Annotated in this window: 22 protein-coding genes; 17 read left to right on the top strand and 5 right to left on the bottom strand. The window is 46.8% G+C overall.

Annotated features, from left to right (window positions below):
• Positions 1 to 442: 442 nt before the first annotated feature.
• Complete coding sequence (locus DDZ15_RS02120) at positions 443 to 1633, bottom strand: hypothetical protein (protein WP_109644358.1); 1191 nt, start codon at positions 1631 to 1633, stop codon at positions 443 to 445.
• Between the two features lie 234 nt (positions 1634 to 1867).
• Positions 1868 to 2536, bottom strand: a complete 669-nt coding sequence (locus DDZ15_RS02115; protein WP_109644356.1) for a hypothetical protein — start codon at positions 2534 to 2536, stop codon at positions 1868 to 1870.
• Positions 2537 to 2927: 391 nt separating this feature from the next.
• Here DDZ15_RS02115 and DDZ15_RS02110 point away from each other — a divergent pair, with 391 nt between their 5' ends.
• The 9 genes from DDZ15_RS02110 (at position 2928) to DDZ15_RS02070 (ending at position 12306) form a co-directional block, all read left to right on the top strand.
• Positions 2928 to 5192, top strand: a complete 2265-nt coding sequence (locus DDZ15_RS02110; protein WP_158278596.1) for a GumC family protein — start codon at positions 2928 to 2930, stop codon at positions 5190 to 5192.
• Between the two features lie 129 nt (positions 5193 to 5321).
• A complete protein-coding gene (locus tag DDZ15_RS02105; protein WP_109644353.1) occupies positions 5322 to 5837 on the top strand; it encodes a hypothetical protein in 516 nt (171 codons plus the stop codon).
• A 54-nt stretch (positions 5838 to 5891) separates the two neighbouring features.
• The gene (locus tag DDZ15_RS02100; protein ID WP_109644351.1) at positions 5892 to 6842 is read left to right on the top strand and encodes a GDP-L-fucose synthase family protein; all 951 of its coding nucleotides are present in this window, start codon (positions 5892 to 5894) and stop codon (positions 6840 to 6842) included.
• A 98-nt stretch (positions 6843 to 6940) separates the two neighbouring features.
• The gene (locus DDZ15_RS02095; protein ID WP_109644349.1) at positions 6941 to 7342 is read left to right on the top strand and encodes a four helix bundle protein; all 402 of its coding nucleotides are present in this window, start codon (positions 6941 to 6943) and stop codon (positions 7340 to 7342) included.
• 181 nt (positions 7343 to 7523) lie between these two features.
• Complete coding sequence (gmd, locus tag DDZ15_RS02090) at positions 7524 to 8588, top strand: GDP-mannose 4,6-dehydratase (protein ID WP_199222854.1); 1065 nt, start codon at positions 7524 to 7526, stop codon at positions 8586 to 8588.
• A gap of 123 nt (positions 8589 to 8711) precedes the next feature.
• Positions 8712 to 9068 (top strand): hypothetical protein, encoded by a 357-nt coding sequence (locus tag DDZ15_RS02085; RefSeq protein ID WP_109644344.1) that lies wholly within the window; start codon positions 8712 to 8714, stop codon positions 9066 to 9068.
• Positions 9069 to 9445: 377 nt separating this feature from the next.
• A complete protein-coding gene (locus DDZ15_RS02080; RefSeq protein ID WP_242978850.1) occupies positions 9446 to 10552 on the top strand; it encodes a DegT/DnrJ/EryC1/StrS family aminotransferase in 1107 nt (368 codons plus the stop codon).
• The gene (locus tag DDZ15_RS02075; protein ID WP_109644343.1) at positions 10549 to 11253 is read left to right on the top strand and encodes a WbqC family protein; all 705 of its coding nucleotides are present in this window, start codon (positions 10549 to 10551) and stop codon (positions 11251 to 11253) included. The genes DDZ15_RS02080 and DDZ15_RS02075 overlap by 4 nt, the downstream gene beginning before the upstream one ends.
• A gap of 57 nt (positions 11254 to 11310) precedes the next feature.
• Entirely contained in the window at positions 11311 to 12306 is a 996-nt protein-coding gene (locus DDZ15_RS02070) for a glycosyltransferase family 2 protein (protein ID WP_109644787.1), read from the top strand.
• A 203-nt stretch (positions 12307 to 12509) separates the two neighbouring features.
• Here the strand turns inward: DDZ15_RS02070 and DDZ15_RS02065 are convergent, their stop codons facing one another.
• Positions 12510 to 13316 (bottom strand): glycosyltransferase family 25 protein, encoded by an 807-nt coding sequence (locus DDZ15_RS02065; RefSeq protein ID WP_109644341.1) that lies wholly within the window; start codon positions 13314 to 13316, stop codon positions 12510 to 12512.
• A 347-nt stretch (positions 13317 to 13663) separates the two neighbouring features.
• On the opposite strand from DDZ15_RS02065, the gene DDZ15_RS02060 reads away from it, so the two are divergent.
• The 5 genes from DDZ15_RS02060 to rfbC all read left to right on the top strand — a co-directional run bounded on the left by DDZ15_RS02060 (position 13664) and on the right by rfbC (position 19729).
• Positions 13664 to 15460, top strand: coding sequence for an ABC transporter ATP-binding protein (locus tag DDZ15_RS02060; protein WP_109644339.1), 1797 nt, complete (start codon positions 13664 to 13666; stop codon positions 15458 to 15460).
• A gap of 143 nt (positions 15461 to 15603) precedes the next feature.
• Positions 15604 to 16899, top strand: a complete 1296-nt coding sequence (locus DDZ15_RS02055) for a DUF4910 domain-containing protein (RefSeq protein WP_109644338.1) — start codon at positions 15604 to 15606, stop codon at positions 16897 to 16899.
• A 34-nt stretch (positions 16900 to 16933) separates the two neighbouring features.
• A complete protein-coding gene (locus DDZ15_RS02050; protein WP_109644335.1) occupies positions 16934 to 18019 on the top strand; it encodes a glycosyltransferase family 2 protein in 1086 nt (361 codons plus the stop codon).
• 154 nt (positions 18020 to 18173) lie between these two features.
• Positions 18174 to 19205 (top strand): NAD-dependent epimerase/dehydratase family protein, encoded by a 1032-nt coding sequence (locus tag DDZ15_RS02045; RefSeq protein ID WP_109644333.1) that lies wholly within the window; start codon positions 18174 to 18176, stop codon positions 19203 to 19205.
• On the top strand, positions 19202 to 19729 hold the full coding sequence (rfbC, locus tag DDZ15_RS02040) for a dTDP-4-dehydrorhamnose 3,5-epimerase (protein WP_109644331.1): 528 nt from the start codon (positions 19202 to 19204) through the stop codon (positions 19727 to 19729). The genes DDZ15_RS02045 and rfbC overlap by 4 nt, the downstream gene beginning before the upstream one ends.
• Positions 19730 to 20163: 434 nt before the next feature.
• Here the strand turns inward: rfbC and DDZ15_RS16665 are convergent, their stop codons facing one another.
• Both DDZ15_RS16665 and DDZ15_RS02035 read right to left on the bottom strand, forming a co-directional pair.
• Entirely contained in the window at positions 20164 to 20304 is a 141-nt protein-coding gene (locus tag DDZ15_RS16665) for a hypothetical protein (protein ID WP_158278595.1), read from the bottom strand.
• A 213-nt stretch (positions 20305 to 20517) separates the two neighbouring features.
• The gene (locus DDZ15_RS02035) at positions 20518 to 21858 is read right to left on the bottom strand and encodes a glutamate-1-semialdehyde 2,1-aminomutase (RefSeq protein ID WP_109644785.1); all 1341 of its coding nucleotides are present in this window, start codon (positions 21856 to 21858) and stop codon (positions 20518 to 20520) included.
• A 524-nt stretch (positions 21859 to 22382) separates the two neighbouring features.
• Between DDZ15_RS02035 and DDZ15_RS02030 the strand changes: the two genes are divergently transcribed.
• From DDZ15_RS02030 to DDZ15_RS02020, 3 genes are read left to right on the top strand one after another with little or no spacing between them, the layout of a single operon-like run.
• Positions 22383 to 23624, top strand: a complete 1242-nt coding sequence (locus DDZ15_RS02030; protein WP_109644329.1) for a class I SAM-dependent methyltransferase — start codon at positions 22383 to 22385, stop codon at positions 23622 to 23624.
• 13 nt (positions 23625 to 23637) lie between these two features.
• On the top strand, positions 23638 to 24429 hold the full coding sequence (locus tag DDZ15_RS02025; RefSeq protein WP_109644327.1) for a sugar phosphate nucleotidyltransferase: 792 nt from the start codon (positions 23638 to 23640) through the stop codon (positions 24427 to 24429).
• Positions 24426 to 25079 carry a PIG-L deacetylase family protein gene (locus tag DDZ15_RS02020; RefSeq protein ID WP_109644325.1) on the top strand — a complete coding sequence of 218 codons (654 nt, stop codon included), beginning with the start codon at positions 24426 to 24428 and terminating at the stop codon, positions 25077 to 25079. Before DDZ15_RS02025 ends, DDZ15_RS02020 begins: the two co-directional genes overlap by 4 nt.
• The last annotated feature ends 105 nt before the right edge of the window (positions 25080 to 25184 follow it).

Genomic DNA, 25184 nt, shown 5'->3' with positions numbered 1-25184 from the left:
ATTTGAAATCTGAAGAATGGCTGAATTTTTCCGGGCGTTTATAAGAAGCAAACCTTAAAAAAGTAATTGTCAATTGTACATGGTCAGTGGCTTTCGATGAAATCAGACAGAGACTACCATCAAAACAGCTTTCCGGGTTGGGCTTAATTATTTGGAAGAAGTGATAAAAAAGGAAAAAATCTTACCGATCAAAAAAGGATGAAACTCTTCGTTGATTACGTAATGCATTACCCATTCAAAGCACGAAGCTTAATCTTGATCTACATTTGAATTGTGTGAAAACAATTTTGACTGGCACAAAGATCAGAGAAAATCTGGTGGTGGAAAAAAATACAGTTCGATGCAAACTTGAGACAGCATTTCAGACGTGTTTATTTCGAATAAATAAAAAAGGCGTTGATCTATACAATCAACGCCTTACGCAGATAAATGAATGAAGTACTTACTCTACTTCAGGTACTTCATAACCAGCCATCACAGCATGAGCAACGACATATATGTCACCGGATACGCCGGTCACTTCATAAACTACCTCGGTATCAGAAGATGAAACAACATCGTCATTATTCGGATATTTACCGGGAGCGGCTCCGGAAGCGGGCATTTTCACATTACCCACATATAGATGTGTTTCAGACTCCCCATCTTCCTGGTAGAAGGTGACTCCAGGAGCTGCAGTAAAAGTGACTTTAACTGTTGAGCCCTCATATACAATTTCGACGTCACCTGAATACTGTCCTTTAGAAAGATTGCATTTACCAGCTCCTGCATAGAGTGGGAATGTATAGGTGCCTTCGCCAAGTGCACCGTTTGTCCAGCCCCAGCGTGTATCTTCGATTTCTTCGTCATCAGGGAAGCAGTGGGCATAGGGATCCAGGGATACGCCATCCTCTGTATCACCTGCAAGACCGTTAAAGTCAGCCTCTTTGGTGCCACCGTAAGCGAATGCAGTTTCATCACAGGGTACAATCAGAGTTTGAGTATCTTCATTGGTGCCGATTACACACATGGTTTTTTCGTAATCATCATCAGTTGTGCTGCTGGCCATGCCGCTAAAGGAAGTTGTTTTGGCAGCACTCCTGCTTAGAACCGCATCAACGATATCCTGTACCTTTTCTTTGTTGAAATTGGGCTGACCGTTGCTTCTCACTTCCTCGGGCAGTTCACTTGCAGGCATATTCATGTCGAAATCCTGAAATGGTACGAGAATCCAGACTGCAACCTGAATTTCACGCCATGTCAGTTCAGGATCATTTTTCATAAGCTCATTCTTCATGGAGAATAGGCGGTTAATATTTGCAAATTGCTCATCCCCGTCGGTGGAATAGACGCCAACACCTTCGTAGATGGCATTATTCCTGCTGATCGGATCTTTCCATGCAATGCAATACGCTTCGCGTTCGCCATTTGAAATCAGTGTGTTCCATTCGACATTTTGAATGTCAACAGAAAAATTACTTGTAGTACCGTTGTTTACCCGTATGGAAGCATTATCTGCACCTTTTATGGCAGATACTTTAGGTACCGGTTCAAGTGATTCATCAAGAGCCTTTTCGGAGGTCACATCGCAAGCAGCGAAGGCGAGCAGTGAAAAGGACAGAAATAGCAGTATTAGTTTACCCCTGGATAGCATTATTATCTCCCGTGTAAGATTAACGTTGTTAGATTTGTACTAATGATGAAGTGTACCTCTATTCCCAAAGCCATTAATAGAAGAAAGGTTACTTCAAAAAAGTATACAATTAACCGGTGCAGCCAAATTAATTGTCTCTAATGGAACTGCAGAGATGTATCTCCCCGGTAAATTTTTGGATGATAAACGGGGAGATAAAGATACGATTTGTGTTACATTCCTGCTTTGGCTTTACTATTGTACAACCGTGATTAATGTCTGTACATCTGCAGGAGTCTCAAGGATTACAGCATAGTAGTCGCCTTCACTGTAACTCCATTTTGAATGCTTCTCGTCAACGTAATTTAGAATATCCCTGACAAGATCCCGGCTAAAAAGTGGATTGCCGTTTTCTCGGAACTCCGGTGGAAGATCTTCCAGATTAACCTCGTCAAGATTGAATTCCGGATTTCCGCGCAGTGACCAGATAACAAGCTGGATTTCCCTGTAGGATGCATCCGTGAATAAAGTGCGTAGTTCTCCAATATGGTTTAAAATGTAGTTGATCCTGCTCCACGATTGAACGCCAAGGGTTGAATAGGCTTTTACTCCCGGGTAAACCCCACCGTTTGAATCAATAGGAGTTTGCCAGTCAATACACCAGCCTAAACGGGCCTCACCCAGATGATAAAACTGACCCGAAATATTCTGAATATCCAGAATAAAGTAGCTTTCTTCGCCTTTATTGACAGTAACGGTTATATTATCAGCTCCATCAATAAGTGAGACCTCTTCTATATTTTCAAGTGAGTTATCAATTTGAGAGCCATCAATTATTTCAGAGCAGCTTGTAAGGAATAAAATCAAAACAAATGTCAACGTGAGGTGTATTAGAGCTGAGGGATGTTTTGCAAATGTTGTCATGATGATATGTGATTAATTTTTCACTCTTAATGAAAGGGTAACGGTTGATTTACTGAAAATTATCAAACAGTGGGCTCAGAAACAGTTAAATAAACATAATGATCGATTGAACAGTGTGTATGTGCGTTCTTATTAGATTGTAGTACTCATACGTATTAAGAATTGCTAATTCTGAAGGCCATACTGTTTTTTCTAATGACTTTGGGGTATCATTGCAATTCGTGAGAAAAATCTGTCTTCTATTAGAAACAGAATCGCGGTTTGAATATCATAAACATCCAGATAGAAAATGAAGAGGCGATAGAGGATGTCAAACATTATACAATCAGGGAACGGGAGCAATAAAAACAGCCGGTTTGAATACGTGGATACATATTCTGTCAATCGGAATATGAATAGCTCAGCCACAGAGACGCTGGACCCAAAGAAGATCATCAATATTCTATTCAGGCACAAGTGGCTGATTCTTCTGCTATTGTTGGCAGGCGCTTCTGCGGGTTGGTTTATTGCAGGCACCATCACGCCTACCTATCAAAGCTCAGGAACAATTTTGATAAATACGGGTGGGGGGGCTGATGAGGAGCTTTCCAATATTATATCCCAGGCAACCGGAGTTAGGACAGGTTCGACGCTTGCAAATGAACTTCAGGTACTGCAATCGAGAGAATTTGCAAGGCTGGTAGCCCAGGATATTATCGAGGAGAATCCAGGTAATGCGGACGAGTTTCCTGTTTTATGGAATATTGATGAAGAGGGGGTTGTAAGCCGCGCTTCCGAAGCAGCTGTCACAAACCGAATCCGCCGGGGATTATCAGCGCTCGTGCCGGAGGAAGACTCAGAAGTTGTTGAACTATCATTCAGCAGTTCTTCCCCACAGGAGACCGCACTTGTAGTAAATACTGCCATGAATATTTATGTAGAGCGCTCCACGCTTCAAAATCGCCGGGCGGCCGAATCTACGGCGCAATTTCTGGAGAATGAGATGGAGCGCGTTGAAGAGAGCTTGGAGCGTTCAGAAGCAAGATTGAGAGAATACATGGACCGGACCGGCATTGTCATGGTGGATGAACAAGCCTCCGGAATTGTAAATGAGCAGGTAGCCCTCGAAACAGAACTGCAGCAGCTGAATGTGGAGATTCAGACGGTTAACCAGGCGATATCGAATCTGGAAAGGCAGCTTGACCGTATTCAGCCTGGGCTTTCCGAGCAGTTTACCGAGGCAATTGGGCCTCGAATACGAAATTCGCAAGAACAGCTGGCACTGTATGAATCGGAACGGACACTGATCATCTCAAGAAATCCAGGTGTACTGAATCGTGATCCGCTGCCCGACAGAATGATCTTTCTGGATGAACAAATTGCCCGTCTGAAAAGCGAAATCCGTGAACTATCTGCCCAGCTTTTTACGGAGGATGATGAATTCATGGGTCTGGATTCAGCCGATCGTGCGGAACTTGTTTCAAGTATACAAAGTGATCTTGTAGAGCTTCGAATTGAACGGAATCAGTATGAATCGAGAAGAGACGCGCTGGCCGAACGGCGTGAGGAAATTGACTCCCGTTTTGATTCCCTTCCGGACGGAATGATTGAGTTATCCCGACTGCAGAGGGATGTGCGGATCAATGAAGAATTATATTTGAACGTTTCGAGGCAGTACGCAGACATGTCGGTTCTGAAACAGTCTCAATTTGGATTTGGTCAGATTCTAGATACGGCCCTGGTTCCCGGTTCACCAGTGAGTCCGAATAAAATACTTATGGCAATCATTGGCTTGATGATGGGGGGAGTGGTTGCTACAGGCCTGCTTCTAATCAGGGATTTTATGGACAACTCGGTAAACAGCATGGATATGGTGAAACAGCTGCCGATTTCACTGCTCTCTGCAGTACCCGTTCTTGATAAAGTTCCGGAGAAAAAGAAAAAAGAATTCAAAACTAAGCAGAGTAAAATTCCAAATGAGCTGGTTTTGATGCGGGATAAAGGGCATGTTGTGTCGGAGTCTGTTCGCCGACTGAAGAATAACCTTATCTACCAATACGGACATGTTCCCCCGAAAACTATTGCTATAACCAGTGCTGAAAAAGGCGATGGAAAGACTACCGTTGCTGCAAACCTGGGTATCGCGTTTGCTGACGAGGGTTATAAAACACTTGTCATTGATACGGACTTCAGAAGGTCGAACCTGCATAGCTATTTTGGCCTGGATAATGAGGAAGGTATTACGGAGTATCTTAACGGAAAAACTCCGTTGGTAAAACTGTTTAAAAGCACAGATAACAGTCACCTGAAAGTAGTTACCGCAGGGAAAAACAACCCGTCGCCGGAGAGCGTGGTGAATAACAGGGAGTTCAGGGCATTCATGGACAAAATGAAAGAACTGTTCGATGTGATTATCTGTGACACACCGCCGTTTGGTATTATCAGTGATTCCACGGCACTATTAAAGACGGTTGAGTCGACTATTGTGGTGACAAGATTTCGTAAAACCAACAGGGGAGTTCTGCTGAAAACACTTGAGGAACTGGAGCGAATTGACGCACAGGTTGGCGGCATTGTACTCAATGCATTCAATCACAAGTATGAAGCTGGAACTCACTATGGTTCCGGCTACTACAAATCGGTATATAGCAATTATGAGGCATATATTGAAGATTAGTACATGTTTTTGTAGAAAACACTACATCTGTATTGAGTGAGTGAATTTCATGTTATGAACATAATATAAAACCCGCGCAAGCAAATTAACCAGCTCATTACCACATTTTGCAATAAAAGATATCATGACATGATGAGACGATATAGAATTGCCATACTCTTTATGATGTTTATTGGCTTGACGACCCAGCTGTCTGCACAGTTACCGGAAAACATCAGTGATCGCTATATCCGGGTAGCAGAATTCGGGCAGTTGGTGGACTCTATCAACGTATGGGGAGACGTAAATAGCGGAGGCCGCTACCTGGTACCTGAAGGAACCAATCTGCCGGAGCTTATATCATACAGCTTCGGTTTTTCGGAATTAAGAGACCGTGAAGCTTCTATTGACTGGGCTAAATTACAGATTGAAGTGAAAGTCTCCCGGTTCAATAATGAAAGAAAAATGGTTGAAGTGGCTTTTTTTCGATATCGCTATCATGATCCGGAGCCACCTGAACTCTGGGAGTTTGATCTGCAAAATAATGATGTGGTTACCCTGCAGGTCAGAAGAAGACCGGCCATTGGTGACTACGTGGGTGTTATTGCGCCCATTTTAACGGTTGTGACCACTACTTTTCTGCTCATTGAGAGGCTAACGGAGTAGCAATCCGGGATCGCTTTCATTTAAGGAAGAAATTAACTGATTATCAATAGTTTGTTGCAAGAATCCAATAAAATCTACATCGCCGGCCACAGGGGAATGGTCGGATCCGCCATCAAACGAAGACTGGAATCTGAAGGGTTCCAGAAACTGATCTACAGAACCAGCTCCGAACTGGACCTGCGGAATCAGCACGCTGTCCGGGAATTTTTTGAAACCGAAAAGCCCGATGTTGTCATCGATGCCGCCGCGCGCGTAGGGGGGATCCTTGCCAATCGCGACTATCCCTGGCAGTTTCTCTATGAGAATCTGCAGATCCAGAACAACATCATCGCGGCGGCGCATGAGAACGATGTACAGAAACTGATCTTCCTGGGCAGCTCCTGCATCTATCCCAAGCTGGCGGAGCAACCGCTGAATGAAGAGAGCCTGCTAACCGGACCGCTTGAGCCAACCAACCAGTGGTACGCCATAGCCAAAATCACGGGTGTGAAGATGGTTGAGGCGCTGCGTGAGCAGTACAATCATGATTATGTCTCTCTCATGCCCACAAACCTTTATGGGCCCCATGACAATTTTGACCTGGAAACATCCCATGTACTGCCCGCCATGATCCGCAAATTTCATGACGCAAAAGAGGCGGGCCACAGTCCGGTAACCCTCTGGGGAAGCGGCTCACCCATGCGCGAGTTCCTGCATGTCGATGATGTGGCCTCCGCTGTTCTGTTTACCCTGACCCACAAAATGGAGCACGATCTGTACAACGTGGGAACCGGTAAAGACATCACCATCAGACAGCTGGCCGAAACTATTCAGAATATCACAGGACACAAAGGCGAAATCGTCTGGGACTCCACCAAACCCGACGGCACCCCCCGCAAACTGATGGACGTCTCCCGCATGAAAGAAGCCGGCTGGACCTACAGCATCGATCTCAAGGAGGGTATTCGATCTACGTACCAATGGTTTTTGGACAATATCGAAGACATCAAGGAAGTGAAATTGTAAGGGGTAGAATTGTAGAGGAGGTAGAACTGTAGAATCGTTGAGCTGTAGAGAAGGGGGGTTGTTGATTGAGGGTTAATTAAAAAATAGGGGGAGTTGAAATGGATAAGAGATTTTATACATACAGTTTTGAAAAGCTGGAAGTTTGGCAGGAAGCAAGAACTTTAAAGAAGTTGTTATATAAGATTACTCAAGATTTTCCCAGGGAAGAGATATTTGGCTTGACTTCTCAAATTCGAAGAAGTGCCGCTAGCATTACAGCAAATTTAGCTGAGGGTGCAGGGAGGGCCAGTGATAAGGATAAAGCCTATTTTACAAACATAGCTTACTCAAGCGCACTGGAAATAATCGACCACACTGTTACAAGTTTTGATCTTGAATACATTACAGAAGCGGTGTATGTTGAAATCCGGCAAAAACTTGATGTAATTATTAACAAACTAAATTCTCTTTACAAGCATCACTACAAACGGGGAAAGAATTTAAAGGATCTGGATTTGTAGGGAATAATCGTAGAGGAGGTATAACTGTAGAATTAAGTGATTGGGATTCAATAAATGTTTGGAATAAAAATTTAGTTGAGCTGTGTCGAATTAGAAGTGAATATGCCCAAAAACCCTCTACAGTTCTACCCATCAGTACGGACAATAATTTTCGAAAAAATAATAACCTTAGCATTTTATCGTGACATCAAATAAGCAAAAAACAGCATTAATAACCGGAATCACAGGTCAGGACGGCTCCTACCTGGCTGAATTATTACTTGAAAAGGGATATATCGTTCACGGGATCAAGCGGCGGTCGAGCTCGTTCAACACGGGGCGGGTAGATCATATGTATACCGATCCGCATTTTAACGGGCGGCCGTTTTATATGCATTATGGCGATATGACCGATGCCACGAACCTGATCAGACTGATCCAGGAGACGCAGCCGGACGAAATTTATAACCTGGCCGCGCAGAGCCATGTGCAGGTTTCATTCGATTCGCCGGAGTACACGGCCGACGTGGACGGCCTCGGCGCGATGCGGATGCTGGAGGCGATCCGTCTGCTGGGCATGGAGAAAAAGACCAAATTTTACCAGGCATCCACATCTGAACTGTACGGAAAGGTGCAGGAGGTGCCGCAGAGCGAAACGACTCCGTTTTACCCGCGCTCTCCGTATGGTGTGGCCAAACTGTACGCCTTCTGGATCGTTGTGAACTACCGGGAAGCCTATGATATCTACGCTGTAAACGGGATTCTGTTTAACCATGAATCTCCTCGCAGAGGAGAGACGTTTGTAACGCGGAAAATTACCCGCGCGGCCGCGCGAATAGCGGAGGGTCAGCAGGAGAAACTGTTCCTGGGCAACCTGAACGCCAAGCGCGACTGGGGTCATGCCAAAGACTATGTGAAGGGCATGTGGCTGATGATGCAGCAGGAAGAGCCGGATGATTTTGTATTGGCTACCGGTGAGACTCACACCGTCCGTAAGATGTGCGATTTGGCTTTCAAACACGCAGGCATCGAGATTGAGTGGAAAGGCGAGGGCGTGGACGAAAAAGGAATCAACAAAGCCACTGGCAAGGTGATTGTGGAGGTGGATCCGCAATATTTCCGCCCAACCGAAGTGGATCTGCTTATCGGCGACCCCGCCAAGGCAAAAGAGAAGCTGGGCTGGGATTTTGATTACGACTTCGAAGCCCTGGTTAAGGAGATGGTAGAATCGGACCTCGAAGAGGTAAGGAAAAGTGTTAAAGTGTAATTGTGTTTACGTGTTAATGTAGCGCGATAAAATTATCAAAATCTTTGCGCTCTCCGCGCCTCTGCGGTGAAAATATAAAACCGGTCTACGGTCACCCGTCACCGGTCAATCAAATCATATGCAATGAAAAAAACCCTCTTAACCATTATTATGCTACTGGGCCTCAGTTCAGCCTCGCAGGCCCAGCTCAGGGAGGCCGCGCAACTTGCTACGCTTTCGCCCACGATCCTGGTGATTCGGGCTGACATGGAGAACTATAAAAAGAGCCATTACATGCTGAGTACCATCACCTATATGGGCAGCTACATGGTCCTGGAGTCGAAGTGGAAGGCGGCACTTCTTACTCTTTTAGTGGGTGCAACAAAGGAGCTGGTGTATGATGCCATGCTGGGAAGGGGCGAGCCGCTTTGGGTGGATATGCAGTGGAATACGCTGGGGGTGGCACAGGGTGCGGTTTTCACTCTCTCACTTCAATTTTGATCATCCCTTGGTGGGGTTTGCAATCGTCTGATCTCAATTTGAAACAATCGGGGCATAGACGTATCCTTATCGTATTCATGATATCAGGGGCAGAGAAAAATGGCTTGATCTTTCCCTGCTTGGTTTATCCGGGAACTACGGACTAACCGAAAAAGTGTGCCGGGACCTGGCTGACTTAGCCTGACAACTTGCCGGTCGCCGGTAAATGCAGTTGATATCTTACACTGCAAACAAATGAAACAGCGGCAGGTTGCAAGTTCAACCCAGGGATAAAAATGTAAGCATTTAAAAAGATGCTTCCGCAAATAATCAAAACAGCAGACGTTAAACTGACTAAACCAGGATACACCCTTACATTTGCCAATAGAGCTCTTTAAATGGCTTCAATGAAAAAAAATACCATACAAGTTACGGAACCATTTCTGCCGCCACTGGAGGAGTATGTAGAGCATTTAAAAAGCATCTGGGATAGAAACAGGCTGACAAATGACGGTCCACTGGTTCGTGAGCTTGAACAAAAACTCGCTGATCGATTTGAAATCGATCATGTATTGCTGGTAAGCAACGGGACCATAGCACTTCAGATAGCCATGCAGGCTCTTGAACTGGAAGGCGAGATCATTACAACGCCGTTTTCATACGTAGCAACCACAAGCAGCATTGTTTGGGAGAATTGCAGGCCGGTGTTCGTGGATATTGATGCGGAAACGCTGAATGTTGATGCGAATAAGATTGAGGAAAGCATCACACCTTTAACTACCGGAATCATTGCAACGCACGTATTTGGAAATCCGTGTGATGTTGAAACCATTGAGGATATTTCTGACAGACATGGCCTGAAGGTGATTTATGACGCTGCTCACTGCTTTGGAACTACCTTTAAAGGCACATCGATTTTTGCAAGGGGGGACCTGAGCGTAACCAGCTTCCACGCTACGAAGATTTTTCAAACCGTGGAAGGGGGCGCCATATTTACAAACAACCCGGAGATGGCTGCCCGAATTGAGCTGATGCGAAATTTTGGTCATGACGGATTCGGTAAATTCAGCGGAGTGGGTATTAATGGAAAGAATTCTGAAATGCACGCTGCAATGGGTTTGTGCAATCTGCGCTATATTGACGAAGTAATGGAGATACGCCGCAATCAGTGCAGCTATTACAGCCATGTACTGGATCCGGTGCAAGATGTAGGCTTCCAAAAAATTTTCCGGGATTCTTACGTGATACCGGCTTACTATCCGATACTTTTTGAGAATGAAATGCAGCTGCTTAAGGTTCAGAATACACTGGAGAGTGCAGGCATATCACCAAGAAGATATTTTTATCCGAGTCTTAATACGCTTGACTACGTTTCTGACGCCCCGGCTCCTGTTTCAGAAGATATTGCAAGCCGTATCCTTTGCCTTCCGCTCTATCATACACTCACAAAGGAGAATCAGGATCTGATCGTGGCCATCATTGAAAAAACCCTTCGCAGCGTATGACCCGCCTTGCCGTAATGCAGCCATACTTCCTGCCTTACCTGGGCTATTTTCAGCTGGTGCAGGCTGCAGAACGCTTTGTGATCTACGATGATGTTCAATACTCAAAGCAATCCTGGTTCAACAGAAACAGATTCCTGATTGATGGCAAAACACAATATTTTACCATTCCTGTTAAATCCGACTCAGACTTTCTTGATGTACGGGAGCGGGAAGTTGCACCTGATTTTAGGCAAAAAAGGGAAGGCATACTGTCTCGGCTTGAGTATGCCTACCGAAAAGCACCCTGCTTTGATTCTGTATTTCCGTTTATTCGGGAGATCTTCGGCTGTAATGAAAATAATCTCTACCGGTTTATCAGATTTTCGTTCGATAGAGTTTGTGAACGCCTGGGTATTGATACAGAAATTATCACGTCGTCCGATATTCAGTCTGCAAAAGGGCTTGGCGGAAAAGAGCGGCTGTACGAAATTTGCAATGCCATGGAAGCGAGCCGGTATATCAATTTGCCCGGTGGCCAAAAACTGTACAACAGGAAGGAATTCGGCAAAAGGGGAGTGGAACTCTTGTTCCTGATGCCCGAATTGCCGGTCTACGAACAATTCAACCATGATTTTATTCCGGGATTATCCATCCTGGATGTCATGATGTTCAATTCAACAGAAACCATTCAGGAAATGCTTGGGCAGTACAGGTTAATCTGACAGATGCCGAAAAAGCGGCACTATCTACCTGCAAATGGAGGAAGCCCTATTGGGAATATGAGATTAAAGGAACCCATAGCCGTGAGAACCCAGCAGTGGCCGGATGAAACAGAGCCGCTGGTGAGCATTGCCTGCCTTACCTATAATCATGAGCAATTTATTCGTGATGCCATTGAAGGGTTTCTGAACCAGGAAACTACGTTCAGGGTTGAAATACTGATTCACGACGACGCCTCATCCGATCAAACACCACAGAAGCTGTACGAGTATGAATCAGAGTTCCCCAACCTGATCTCGGTGATTTATCAGGAAGAAAATCAATATTCGCTAGGGAATCATCCCGAAATACTGAACCTGGATAGAGTCCGGGGAACATACATCGCACTTTGTGAAGGTGACGATTACTGGACCGATCCGCTGAAACTGCAAAAGCAGGTGAGGTTTCTGGAAGCCCATCCTGACTATTCTGCATGTTTTGGCGGGTTTATCAATTATATGGTACCGGATAACAGATTCGGTAAAGAAACGATTTTATCTCTGAACGGAAACGAAGGAGGGTTTACATTCACCCTGGAGGAGATGAAGCAGGCCTGGATGACCAAATTGATGACCGCAGTGTTCCGAACAGATGTGTATCGCAGTTTTGATCTAACCACATACAGGTACTACAGGGATATACACCTTTTCTACCATCTGATCAAAGACCACAAGGCCTACTACTTCAGGGAAAATTTCGGCGTGTACCGAATCCACCCGGAGGGAATCAACAGCATGCAGCAGGGCGAGGTAAACAGCCGTGCCGCCTATAACTGCTACAGAGAGCTCCATGAGCAGAACCATGACGAATTTACGCGTCTGATGCGTTTAAAAAGCACCCTCGGGTTTTTTAACTACAGCCTGTACAATGACGTAAAGGGAATGAGCATGAAAGATAAGATGCTGCTCTATTTTGAAGCCGTGCCGCTTGTTCGAAATTTTACAGAGCTGGGGTGGCTGGTGACCGCATTTGTTGAGAGAAGGATGAAGGAAGTGATAAAAAGCGGGTTTCGATGAGCATCTCTCCCGGCATTTGGATGGCTGATGCTGAAGGCCACTATCAGACAATCTGAAAAATGAGTGCTGCGGATCATCCTGCTGATCTTTAAACTTTTCATCTCCAGAATCAGATTTACGTCCTAAGAAGAGGTTCAGATCAATCTCTGTCAGACGGTGAAAGGATGCTTCCGGTAATCCCAATTTTGAACGTTGGAACGCAATTAGTGACGATGAGGCGATTTGCCCTTATCAATGTACCGCCCCTTGATGGTGGTTTCCAGATCCCTGTTTTGATAGAATACCCTGTTCTTTACCCGAAAAGCATTGATGGCCTTTGTGGTACACATTTCCGAGATGGCATTGTCTGATGCGTAGGCTACAGGGGTCTGAAAACCCAGAATTTTTTTGGCACCGTTGTTTGAGACACCATATGCATGGGTCCGGTAGTGATATCCTGCGCGCTGCAGGTTTTGGGAGTAATTTCTGGGGAAGCGCCGTCTGAACTTTGCGGGATTGAACCGTTCTCTGTTGAAGAGATAGAGCAGCGGATAGATTGCCCAGGCTCTAAGCAGGCCGCCTGGACTGATTGCGTTGTTATTATCGGCATATCCCAGGTAGAGCAGATCCCAGTCGGGGGGCAGCTCTGAAAACGATTGCTCCAGTGTGCCTGGCAGCCCGGGGTTGGATTGATCAACGACCAGGTCGTCTTCCAGAATCAGTGCGTTTTTCAGGCCGCGTTCGAGGATGGTTTGATAAATGCCCAGATGAGACAGTGCACACCCAACCTCACCGCTCGAGAGGGGCGGTCTGTTTTGTTGATATCGCCCACTGTTGTCAAGTTTACCCGAGAGCTCCAGCTCATTCAGATCCAGTTCAGACCCGTTTACCCCCCAGAAAATTTCATAATCAAGGCCGTTTAAAATGTCTTTAAGTTTCTCCCTGCGGTCATTGCTTTTTTTGAGCGAGATCAGAAATACCTGATCAAAAGACCGGTTAATCAGTTTGAAAATCGCTTCTTTTGATGACATATAAATGGTTCATACTTGGGATTCATCCACAACTCAGACATAAAAATTAACTCAGATTTTTCTGAGACTATATTAGTATTGGTTAATCAACCGGCCGTGATTATGTGGTACGATAAAAAAACGATTACAATTAGGTTAAATATATGTTGTAACCTGCCGGTCAAATTCAATTTATCCGGGATTCGAGCAGTAGGCATCATCGTACATTGATTATAAAAAAAGTACGATTAAGAAATTCAAATTACGGTTTATCTGAGAAAGGTGATAGATTTCGTAAAATATTGAAGAGACGTTACAGACTGCAGTAGGTTGTGTAAACCCATTTTTCACTCAACGAATACCACATTTTGCTGAAATCATTCAAAAAGTTACTCTACATTCTTCCGAAGAAGGACCCGGTGAAGCTGCTGATCCTCTTCTTTCTGATGATGATCGCTGCAGTGCTTGAGGTAATCGGGATCGGCATGATTCCCGCGTTTGTAGCCATTGTGGCCAGTCCGGAGAGAATACTGGAACTGGAGTGGATACAGCCGGTATTAAGTGCATTCGGCATTTCAACCGCAAGAGAGCTGCTGATCGGCGGGTCGCTGGCCCTGGTGGCGGTTTTTCTCCTGAAAAGCGCTTACATCATCTCCTTCAACTTTTTTGAGGCGCGATTTATCTACCGCCGGCGGTATACGATCAGCCGCCGCATGATGAAATCCTATATGCGGGCTCCCTACACCTTCCACCTGCAGCGTAACACTTCCGAACTGCTCAGAAACATCATCAACGAGGTGAATGTGGTGATCAATATCGTGGTCACGTACATTTTAAGCATGGCCAGGGAATTGGTGATGACGGTTTCCATCCTGCTGTTCCTCTTTGTGGTTGAGCCGATGATCACACTGCTGATTATTGCGCTGGCCGGTGTGGGAATCGGCTCCTTTGTTATCACCATACGGAAAAAAATGAAGCGGTACGGGGAAGAGGAGCTGAACCGCCGCGAAAAGATGATCAAGGCGGTGAACCAGGGTCTGGGCGGCATCAAGGACGCAAGGGTGCTGAACCGGGAGGATGAGTTTATCGACAAGTTCAGTACCGAAGCCGATAAAAGCACCAGGCTATTGGCGCTCCTCCGGTTCATCATGCAGATCCCAAAGCCGATCATCGAGACAACCGCCGTTGTGGGGATGCTTCTGATATCGGTGATCCTGGTCTGGCAGGGGCGCCCCATGGAGCTGATTATTCCGATACTGACCCTCTTTGCGATGGCCACGGTACGGCTGATGCCCTCTATTCAGCTCTTAGGATCACAATACACCAATTTGCAGTACAATCTGGTCTCCGTTGATCCCATCTACAATGACCTGAAGGAGCTGGAGGAGTACAGCCAAAAACTGGAGATGGAGAGGAAGGGTCATAAGAGGCTGGAACTGCGCGAAAGGATTGAGATTCAGAACGTCTGGTACAGCTATCCGGAGAGCGATGAGCAGTCGGTACAGGGCGTTTCGCTTTCCATACCAAAGGGTGCTTCCGTCGCTTTTGTGGGTGCATCCGGAGCCGGCAAAACCACGATGGTGGATCTGCTGCTTGGCTTGCTTGAGCCGGGAAGAGGATCCATCCGGGTGGACGGTACGGACATCCGGGAAGATGTGTCATCCTGGCAAAAAAATATCGGCTACATCCCGCAGTCCATCTACCTGGCTGATGAGACACTGCGCAGCAATATCGCTTTCGGGTTGCCTGAAAAGGAGATTGACGACGAAAAAGTGATGGAAGCGGTGAAGCTGGCTCAGCTTGAAGAGATGGTGAGCCGAATGCCGGAGGGACTGGATACCATTATCGGTGAAAACGGGACCCGGATCTCGGGCGGACAGCGGCAGCGGGTGGGCATTGCCCGCGCACTCTACCACAATCCGGATGTGCTGGTAATGGACGAAGCGACTTCGGCGCTGGATAACATCACGGAAAAATATATTACGGAAGCAATAGATGCCCTGAAGGGGGATCGGACCATCATTATGATTGCCCACCGCCTCACCACCGTACAGAACTGCGACGTGATCTACTTTATGGAGAACGGCAGGATCGAGCAGGCCGGATCGTACAGGGAGCTGATAGAAACCAACCGCCACTTCAGGGAGATGGCCCTGGAAGGTTAGGGTTAATGGATTGAAAATGCCAAAGTTTATCAAAGAGCCAATTGGCATGAATTGTCAGGTTTGTAAATACATGCGCAAGTGATTGACCGGCATCTTATGTAAAGAATATTCATCAATACTGAGAATCAGAACGTTGCAATAAAATGAGCAGAAACAGAGATTACGGGAAAAGCATGCATCAGCTGATCGGGGAGATGTATCCGATCTGCAGAAGCATTACCGGTAACGGCGTCAGAGAGACCCTGGAAATTATCAGGAGCCGCATTCCCCTTGAGGTGGTTGAAATTCCCACGGGAGAAAAGGTTTTTGACTGGCAGGTTCCGAAAGAGTGGAATATCAACGAGGCATGGATTAAAGACTCCGCAGGCCGGAAAATTGTGGACTTTGCAGATCTGAACCTGCATGTAATGAGCTACAGTATTCCGGTGAATAAGAAGGTAACGTTGAGTGAGTTGAAGAAGCATCTCTTCTCGCTGCCGGAACAGCCCGGCCTGGTACCCCACAAGACCTCCTATTTCAGTGAACATTGGGGATTCTGTATGACACATAACCAGCTGAAAGCCCTTGAGGAGGATACATATCACGTTTACATCGATTCCTCACTGAAAGAGGGAAGCCTTACCTATGGTGAGCTGTTCATTGAGGGAGAGACCCGGGAAGAGGTTCTCATCTCCACCCACACCTGCCATCCGTCGCTGTGCAACGATAACCTGTCAGGAATCAGTATTGCGGTTCATCTGGCGGAACAGCTGTTAAAGCAATATCAATTGAGATATTCCTATCGTTTTCTTTTTATTCCCGCAACGATTGGGGCCATCACCTGGCTGGCAAAAAATGAGAAGGTGGTTGACAAAATCAAATATGGTCTTATTTTATCCTGTTTGGGGGATCCGGGCCGCTCCATGACGTTCAAAAAGAGCAGGTCCGGAGAAGCTGACATCGACAGAATTGTGGAAAAAGCACTGTCGGATACGAAGGGGCCTTATGAAATTCGTGAATTTGAACCTGTGGGGTATGATGAAAGGCAGTTCTGTTCACCGGGATTTAATTTGCCTGTAGGATTGCTGATGCGCACTCCCTACGGAGAATTTCCCGAGTACCACACATCTGCCGATAATCCGGATTTTGTGAGACCCGAATCCCTTGCGGACTCTCTCTCAAAGCTGGAGGAGATTCTATACATCATTGAGCATAATGACTCGTACCTGAATCAAAATCCCAGGTGTGAGCCCTTTTTGGGAAAGAGAGGCCTTTATAGCCTGAGCGGAGGGAAAAATAAAACAAACATTGATCAGGAGGCTGTATTGTGGACCCTGAATTATTCAGATGGAGAACACTCTCTGCTGGATATTTCCCGGAAGTCCGGGTTGAGCTTCAGAAACATTGCACGTGCGGCCGAGGCACTGATGCAGATTGATTTGCTTAAACCGGCAGAGTAAGGTTTTTATTTGATAGCATTTAAAACACGTAGTTATGGAGAAGGCAGACAGAACAGTTGAGGAACCCTTTGTTTCCGTGTTGACTCCCGTTTATAACGGAGAAACCTATCTGAGAGAGTGTATTGAAAGCGTGCTGGCACAAAGCTACTCGAACTGGGAGTACGTGCTGGTGAACAACCAAAGCACGGACCGCAGCCTGGAGATTATGGAAGAGTATGCGGAACGGGACAGCCGTATCAGAATACACAACAATGAGGAGTTCCTGCCCCAGATGGAAAATTTCAATCATTCTTTTCATCAGATATCGCCAGACAGCAAATACTGCAAAGTGGTGCATGCAGACGACATGCTCTTCCCGGACTGCATATCAAAGATGGTTGCCCTGAACGAGAAGTACCCGACTGTGGGAATCGTGGGGGCGTACCGGCTGGATGACCGGAGAGTGGGGCTGGACGGACTTCCATATCCAAGCCACTGCATTTCGGGAGAAGAGATCTGCAGAAGCTATTTTCTGGATAACACCTTCTATTTTGGTGCCCCCACCTCGCTGCTGCTGCGATGTGATTTGATCCGGGAGAGGGAAAAAGTGTATGTGGAATCACATCAGGGTACCGATACCGGTGCCTGTATTGAACTGCTGAAAAATTCAGACTTTGGTTTTGTACATCAGGTGCTCACATTTACGAGGCGTCACGAAAACAGCCAAACAAGCACAGCTTGTCAAACGGATTTCACCTGGATCCATGCAAAACTCTTTAACACGCTCGAGTACGGGCCCTATTACCTGAATGAGGTAGAGTATCAAAAGTGTCTGAAAGCTGACTTCCACAGATTTTACAGCATGTTGGCTGCCAATCTGTTTGAGAACCGGTCTGTTGAACGGTTTAAAAGGCAATTGCAGGTTCTGGATGATCTGAATTTATCATTCAACACTTCAACATTTCTGAAATATGTTTTGAGGGGGGCCATACTTCATCTTTTCAAAATAATGAATGTGGAATTGCGAAAAACCTCAGGCCAGAACCGGCCGGTTTTCAGGGGAAACCGGATGAAGACGGCAGGTCAGCTGAAGAACCCGCGATCGGTAATTGAGAAGAGTTACGATCCGCAGCTGAATTGAGTTTTTAGTCACCCTGACAGCTGTTCTTTGCCGGATCCTGGTTCAAACATAATTCAATGAGCGGTTCCGATTAATAAAATATAATTACGCCGACATCATAAATAGTTTTATTATCAATAGGAAGAGAGCGTATAACAAACAGAATTAACAGAATATGAATGTACTTGTTACAGGAACGGACGGATATATTGGGTCAGTGATGGGGCCCTATTTAATAGAAAACGGCTTTAATGTAAGAGGGCTGGATACCGGGTATTACAGGGCGGGATGGCTGTTCAATAACGGGGAGCAGCTCTATCCGTCCTATATCAACAAAGACTTGAGGTCCATCACGGCCGGCGACCTTGAAGGGTTTGATGCGGTGGTTCATCTTGCGGAGCTTTCAAACGATCCTCTCGGGCAGCTAAATAAGGAGATTACTTTCAATATTAATCACAAGGGGAGCGTCCATATCGCTAAATTGTGCAAAGAGGCCGGGATCAAACGCTTTGTCTATGCTTCCTCCTGCAGCGTGTACGGAGCAGGAAATGATTCATACAAAACGGAAGAGTCGGAAACCAATCCGCAAACGACCTATGCAACCTGCAAAGTGCTGGTAGAAGAGGAGGTTTCCAGGCTGGCCGATGAGACGTTTTCGCCCACGTTTTTGCGAAATTCTACTGCGTACGGGGCCTCTCCCCGAATGCGGTTCGATATTGTACTGAACAACCTGGCAGGCCTGGCCTGGACCCGCGGAATTATCGAGATGATAAGTGACGGTATGCCCTGGCGGCCGCTGGTGCATATACGGGATATCAGCAAGGCCGTGAAATGCGTACTTGAAGCTCCGATTGAGTCGATTCATAACGAAGTGTTTAATGTAGGGGATACCGTTGAAAACTACAGAGTCAGGGAAATTGCAGAAATTGTTGGCGCTGCATTCCCAGGGTGTAAAACCACCTTCGGTGATAGTGGCGGCGACAACCGAAGCTACCGGGTTTCGTTCGATAAAATCAATTCTCTGCTGCCTGGCTTTTCTTGTGACTATACCGCGGAGGCCGGTGCGCGAGAGATGCGCGAACTGTTTGAGCGAATTGACATGGATGAAAAACAGTTCCTGGCAAATCCTTATACACGTATCAAACAGCTGAAATTCCTGCTGGGAACCCGGCAGCTGACTTCTGATTTATTCTGGGTAAAAAAGTGAGGTTTCACGAAACAGATCTGAAAGGTTCCTATCTCATCGAACTTGATGAAATTAATGATGAGCGTGGTTTTTTTGCCAGGTCGTTTTGTACTCATGAATTTTTGATACAAGGAATTACATTCAACCCGGTGCAGGCCAACCTATCTTTAAATAAGAGAAAGCATACACTCAGGGGAATACACTACCAGGATCCGCCCCATGAGGAGGCTAAACTGGTTCGGTGTATCCGGGGGTCCATTTTTGACGTCATCATCGACCTCAGGGAAGACTCCCCCACATCAGGTCAATGGGTTGGCGTTGAATTGACTGACAAAAACCGAAAAAGCATCTACATTCCCAAAGGGTTCGCACATGGTTTTCTGACGCTTGAACCCGACTCGGAGGTCAGCTACCTGATGTCGGACCATCACGTCCCCGGTAAAGGCCTCGGAATCCGTTGGAACGACCCTTTCTACAACATTCAATGGCCCGCCGAGCCTGCGGTGATATCTGATAAAGACCGGAACTGGCCGTTGGTTTCTTAAAATTCGTTTTTAGAGGAAAATATCTTCTTATAACCCAGACCGGAGAGGGATACATGTGAGATGGACGATTAGTGATGAATGAAGTTTCCGAAAAAAGAGAACTATATACACATCATACTTACGGCATCTGCAGTTCTGACCCTTATGCCTTTAATCTGGCTGGGTTCCAACGCCGTAGGTGTTGAATATCAATAGCCCCGGGTGAAACCCGGGGTTAGATGGAGCAATCATTTTAAACCCGAGGCCGGATTCTGATCAACGCCGGGATTGGTGTCGAGGGATTGTGGTAAAGCCTTTCCGTTTGATACGATTGGAGATCCCTCCGCGCATTCGTTGCACTCATTTGGTCGGGATGACAACCGGGAATGTGGTAAGCGGGGCGGCGCGCTCAAAATTTGAATGGATGAAAAGTTTCTCTTCCGCGCCGCAGGAAATTATCCATGGCCACCAAACACCGTAGGTGTGTACCATGTCATAGCCTCACGCTTCAGCGTGAGGTAGGTGTTGGCATAAAAGTATAATCCCGAGGCCAGATTCTGATCAACGCCGGGATTGGTGTCGAGGGGGCGTGGCAAAGTTTTTCCGTTTGATTCGTCTGGAGATCCCTCCGCGCATTCGTTGCACTCATTTGGTCGGGATGACAACTGGGAATGTGGTAAGCGGGGCGGCGCGTCGTCATTTGAATGTATGAAAAGGTTATTTACCGCGCCGCAGGATACATCCATGGCCTCCAAACACCGCAGGTGTGAACCATGTCATGGCCTCAATGTTTCCTTACTAATGACGCATTAATTATACTTCCGAAACACAGGCTGCACCGATTTACCGTGGAGGTACTTGTCAATGCCTTCATGGATCGCTTTTTTGTAGACGACCAGCGCCTCTCCGATACCCTCGATGGCGCGCTCGATATCCTTCTCCGTATGCGCGTAACTGACAATGAGAGAAGGAAGAAGAAGACCCTGCTTGATCGCTTCCTGCATAAACAGCGTTCTGAAAGGCTGAGATGGCTGCTTGTTCTCATCGTTAGTGCCAAATACAAGGCAGCAGGGTTTTCCGGAAATGGTAAAATAGTCATGTAGCGAAAGCTCATCGATAATGCTTCGCAGTCCGGACTCCAGCTGCCTTCCCCTTGCCCACAAGGTTTCGATGACCGGCTCTTCACGATATATTTTTATTGTTTCCAATGCAGCAGCCAGGGACCCTGTTTCAGCGCCGTAGGTCTGGGATAACAGGAAGACGCGTTCGCCGTCATGCCGAAGACCGCCGGCTTCCATTAGTTCCCGTTTTCCTATCAGTGCCGCGACGGAAAAACCGTTGCCCATCGCCTTTCCAAAGGTGCTTAGGTCTGCCTGAATATTATAGTATGCCTGCGCTCCGTTCAGATGCCACCGGAAGCCGGTAATGATCTCATCCAGAATAAAGAGGGCACCGTGTTCATGGCAGAGGTCCCGAACTCTGTGTAAAAAATGATCCGAAGGGTCGTCATATTTGGCCGGTTCCATGATCAGGCAGGCAATCTGGCCGGGATACTGCTCAAAAAGAGCTTTGACGCTCTCCAGGTTGTCAAACTCAAATTGTACCGTCATTTTTTTTACTGAGTCGGGGATACCCGCATCCATATCCGTGGTACCGATAAACCAGTCGTCGACGGAGAAGAAAGGCTGGTTTGATGGAACAGCCACCAAATCGCGTCCGGTGTGCGCCCTCGACAATTTTATTGCAGCTGTCGTGACATCCGAACCGTTTTTCCCGAATTTGATCATATCTCCGTGGGGAAGGAGCGACAGCATCTCCTCTGCAAGCTCGATCTCCAGGACGGAAGGACGCAGAAAGTTCGTCCCGTTGAGTGACGCCCTGTAGGCGGCCTCTGCAACCCGCCGGTTACCGTGACCCAGGGTAACCGAACGCAGCCCCATTCCGAACTCCATAAAGGTATTTCCATCCGCATCCGTAACATGACAGCCGCTGCCGCTCACAATCACTTTTGGCGAGTTTTCCGGGTACTGGTCATCTCCCTTTGCGTAGGTATGGCAGCCGCCCGGTATCAGACGGTGTGCTTTCTCCTGGAGTTCCAGAGATTTGGTTATCGTGATATCTCTTCTGATGTCGGCTATGGGTTGCTCCATGGTTTCAATCCGGATGCGGTTTGCTCTTTTATTCAAAAGAACCATTCAGCCCTACTGAATCAAGAGTTGATGCTGGTTTATTTGTACTTAAACTCTCAATTATTTTCATGAATCTGAATTAGAACCTTCTACATTTCACAGTGTCAGCAGGCAGCTTTGAACAAACGGAACAGTGTCGGCAACTCCGGTATCAAGTTATCCCAGCCTGCTGAGAGCGTTCAAAGAATAGATGCCACGTTAGTTGGTTTACAGGTTTACAAAAACTGCCTGTACCGGATGGTCCGTGCAGAGCCAGTATCCGGCCGCCAAACGGTGCTGTTTTGATAAGAGAGGCTAATAAAAATTAAAAGATTAAAATTAGATTTTTTATCCATTAGCCCTAACATTACAGGAAAGGAACAGATGGCAAGGGACACCACACGTTGGCGGCCGTCTTATAAAACATGCATGAAGGGCTGAATGCAATGAGCGCAGAAGTTGCCGCCTTTGTGCAGTAAACCAATCAAAAAAAGACAGAGAAACATATGGCGCAACAGGAAGGGAAGTGCCTGCATTGTAACCATCCGCTTACAAAAACATTTACGGACCTGGGCACATCACCGCTCTGCGAAGAGTTTGTAAAACCGGAAAACCAGAATTCGTCACAAAAAATCTATCCGCTTCACGTTTATGTGTGTGATGAGTGCCTTCTCGTACAGGTTCATGAATACGTAAGCCCGGAGGAGATTTATGAGGACTATTTCTATTTTTCCTCCTACTCCGACAGCTGGCTCAAGCACGCCAGTGACTATGTGGACAAGATGATGGAAGAGTATGGTATCGGCAGCGATCACTTTGTGGTGGAAATTGCCAGCAACGACGGCTACCTGCTGCAGTACTTCAAGGAGAAGGGGGTTCCAGTACTGGGAGTGGAGCCGTCTGAAAATGTGGCACGTGCCGCAATTGAAAAAGATATTCCCACAGAGAAGAAATTTTTCGGGTATGACACCTCAAAAGAGCTGGTGTCGGATTACAAACCGGCGGACCTGATTCTCGGAAATAACGTATTGGCGCACGTTCCCGATATCAATGATTTTGTTTCGGGGCTGAAGGTGATGCTTTCTGAGAAAGGGTTTATGACATTCGAGTTCCCGCACCTCATGCAGCTCGTGGAGAACAACCAGTTCGACACCATCTATCATGAGCATTTCTCCTACTTTTCCCTTTTGGTTGTTGACCGGATTTTTGCCAGGCATGGCCTGAAACTGTTTCATGTGGAAGAGCTGAAATCCCACGGCGGCTCCATCCGGATCTACATTTGCCATAAGGAGAATGATGACCGGCCCGTTCGTGATAGCGTTACCAATATGCTCAGAATGGAAGAGGATAAAGGATACACGGATATTGATTTTTATACCTCCTTCGACGAACAGGTGAAGAGAACCAAGCGTGAACTCCTGAAGCTGTTTATCGAACTGAAGGAGAATGGCAAAACGATTGCAGGATACGGGGCTCCGGGCAAAGGTAACACGCTTCTGAATTACTGCGGTATAGGAAAGGATTTTCTGGACTACACGGTGGATCGCAACCCGGCCAAACACGGAATGTTCCTGCCGGGCAGCCTGGTGCCAATCTACCCGCCGGACAAAATCCGCGAGACCCAACCCGACTACGTGTTTATCCTGCCGTGGAATTTGAAGAAAGAAATTATGAATCAGATCAGCTACATCAGAGAGTGGGGAGGGAAGTTCATTATACCGATTCCCGAACCCGAAATTTTGGACTAAAACAAATAGCATTATGAAGGTAGTACTGTTTTGCGGAGGCCTCGGAATGAGGCTGCGCGAATATTCAGAGAACATTCCGAAACCGATGGTTCAGCTGGGGTACAGGCCGCTGCTGTGGAACATCATGAAATATTACGCCCATTTCGGACACAAGGATTTCATCCTCTGTCTGGGCTACAAGGGAGATTACATCAAGCGCTATTTTGTGGAGTACGAGGAGTATGTGTCCAACGATTTTGTACTGAACAAGGGCAGCAGGAATATCGAACTGCTGCACAGCGACCTGGACGACTGGAACATCACCTTTGTGGATACGGGGATGACCTCCAATGTGGGACAGCGACTGAAACAGGTGGAGCCCTTTCTGGAGGGCGAGGAGATGTTTCTGGCTAACTACAGTGACGGGCTGAGCGATCTTCCGCTGAATGAGATGATCGACGAGTTCAAGGAGATCGACCGGGTCGGCTCCTTTCTGGCCTATCAGCCCACGCAGAGCTTTCATGTGGTGGATATGGGCGGAAACGGCGATGTGAAAAGCATCAGCCATATCGGCGATTCGGGATTGTGGATCAACGCCGGCTTTTTCGTATTTAAAAAGGAGATCTTCAACTACATTGGTGAAGGTGAGGAGCTGGTTGTGGAGCCTTTTCAGCGGCTAATCAAAGAGCGACAGCTGCACGGTTACAAATACGACGGCTTCTGGGCGGCACTGGACACGTTTAAGGACAAGCAGCTGTTCGATGATCTCTATGCGGCCGGACAGACGCCATGGAAAGTGTGGGAAAAAAGAAACCAACCAGGATGATTGAGCTAAATTTACCGGAAAGCAAAGAACGCGGGCTGAACATATTGTGCCTGGGAGCTCATTGCGACGACATTGAAATCGGGTGCGGCGGTACGGTTCTGAAGCTTCTTGAAAAGTACAGCGTGGAAAAGGTAACCTGGGTGGTATTCTGCTCGAATGAGATCCGAAAACAGGAGGCGGAAGTGAGTGCGAACGAGTTTCTGGCTTCTGTTCCCGACAAGGATATCCGGGTGATGAGTTACAGAGACGGCTTTCTGCCCGACTCCTGGACAAAAGTGAAAGAGGAGTTTGAGTCGCTTAAAAAGGAATTCAATCCCGATCTGATTTTTACACACACACGACAAGACCGGCACCAGGATCATCGCACCATCCACGAACTCACCTGGAATACGTTCCGGAATCACATGATTCTGGAGTATGAAATACCTAAATATGACGGGGATCTGGGCAATCCGAACTTGTTTGTCCCCCTGGATGAGCAGACGGTGGACCAAAAAAACGGGATTCTGTTCAGCAGCTTTCAGAGTCAGCTGGAGAAGCACTGGTTCGACCGGGAGCTGATTACATCCATGATGAGGGTTCGCGGGATTGAGTGCGCATCGAAAACGAAATACGCCGAAGCATTTTATAGCCGAAAAATATGCATTTGATAGAGACTGTATGTAAACATTGTTGCCGCGTTACGGATTTCATTGGCACATTATTCAGAGCATCAAAAATGAATGACTAACGTTCCCAAAGCAGGAGCGAGTGCT

The organism is Rhodohalobacter mucosus (assembly GCF_003150675.1).
In the GTDB taxonomy this organism is placed as follows: domain Bacteria; phylum Bacteroidota; class Rhodothermia; order Balneolales; family Balneolaceae; genus Rhodohalobacter; species Rhodohalobacter mucosus.
Note: the sequence above shows the minus strand (reverse complement) of the source record. Positions and strands in the feature narration are given on the sequence as shown.

Coding starts and splice junctions, on each gene's coding strand:
- DDZ15_RS02020 (WP_109644325.1), top strand. CDS start 24,426: ATGATTGAGCTAAATTTACCGGAAAGCAAAGAACGCGGGCTGAACATA.
- DDZ15_RS02120 (WP_109644358.1), bottom strand. CDS start 1,633: ATGCTATCCAGGGGTAAACTAATACTGCTATTTCTGTCCTTTTCACTG.
- DDZ15_RS02110 (WP_158278596.1), top strand. CDS start 2,928: ATGAATAGCTCAGCCACAGAGACGCTGGACCCAAAGAAGATCATCAAT.
- DDZ15_RS02105 (WP_109644353.1), top strand. CDS start 5,322: ATGATGAGACGATATAGAATTGCCATACTCTTTATGATGTTTATTGGC.
- DDZ15_RS02095 (WP_109644349.1), top strand. CDS start 6,941: ATGGATAAGAGATTTTATACATACAGTTTTGAAAAGCTGGAAGTTTGG.
- DDZ15_RS02080 (WP_242978850.1), top strand. CDS start 9,446: ATGGCTTCAATGAAAAAAAATACCATACAAGTTACGGAACCATTTCTG.
- DDZ15_RS02065 (WP_109644341.1), bottom strand. CDS start 13,316: ATGTCATCAAAAGAAGCGATTTTCAAACTGATTAACCGGTCTTTTGAT.
- DDZ15_RS02115 (WP_109644356.1), bottom strand. CDS start 2,536: ATGACAACATTTGCAAAACATCCCTCAGCTCTAATACACCTCACGTTG.
- DDZ15_RS02035 (WP_109644785.1), bottom strand. CDS start 21,858: ATGGAGCAACCCATAGCCGACATCAGAAGAGATATCACGATAACCAAA.
- DDZ15_RS02045 (WP_109644333.1), top strand. CDS start 18,174: ATGAATGTACTTGTTACAGGAACGGACGGATATATTGGGTCAGTGATG.
- DDZ15_RS02055 (WP_109644338.1), top strand. CDS start 15,604: ATGAGCAGAAACAGAGATTACGGGAAAAGCATGCATCAGCTGATCGGG.
- DDZ15_RS02030 (WP_109644329.1), top strand. CDS start 22,383: ATGGCGCAACAGGAAGGGAAGTGCCTGCATTGTAACCATCCGCTTACA.
- DDZ15_RS02025 (WP_109644327.1), top strand. CDS start 23,638: ATGAAGGTAGTACTGTTTTGCGGAGGCCTCGGAATGAGGCTGCGCGAA.
- DDZ15_RS02075 (WP_109644343.1), top strand. CDS start 10,549: ATGACCCGCCTTGCCGTAATGCAGCCATACTTCCTGCCTTACCTGGGC.
- DDZ15_RS02070 (WP_109644787.1), top strand. CDS start 11,311: ATGAGATTAAAGGAACCCATAGCCGTGAGAACCCAGCAGTGGCCGGAT.
- DDZ15_RS02050 (WP_109644335.1), top strand. CDS start 16,934: ATGGAGAAGGCAGACAGAACAGTTGAGGAACCCTTTGTTTCCGTGTTG.
- DDZ15_RS02085 (WP_109644344.1), top strand. CDS start 8,712: ATGAAAAAAACCCTCTTAACCATTATTATGCTACTGGGCCTCAGTTCA.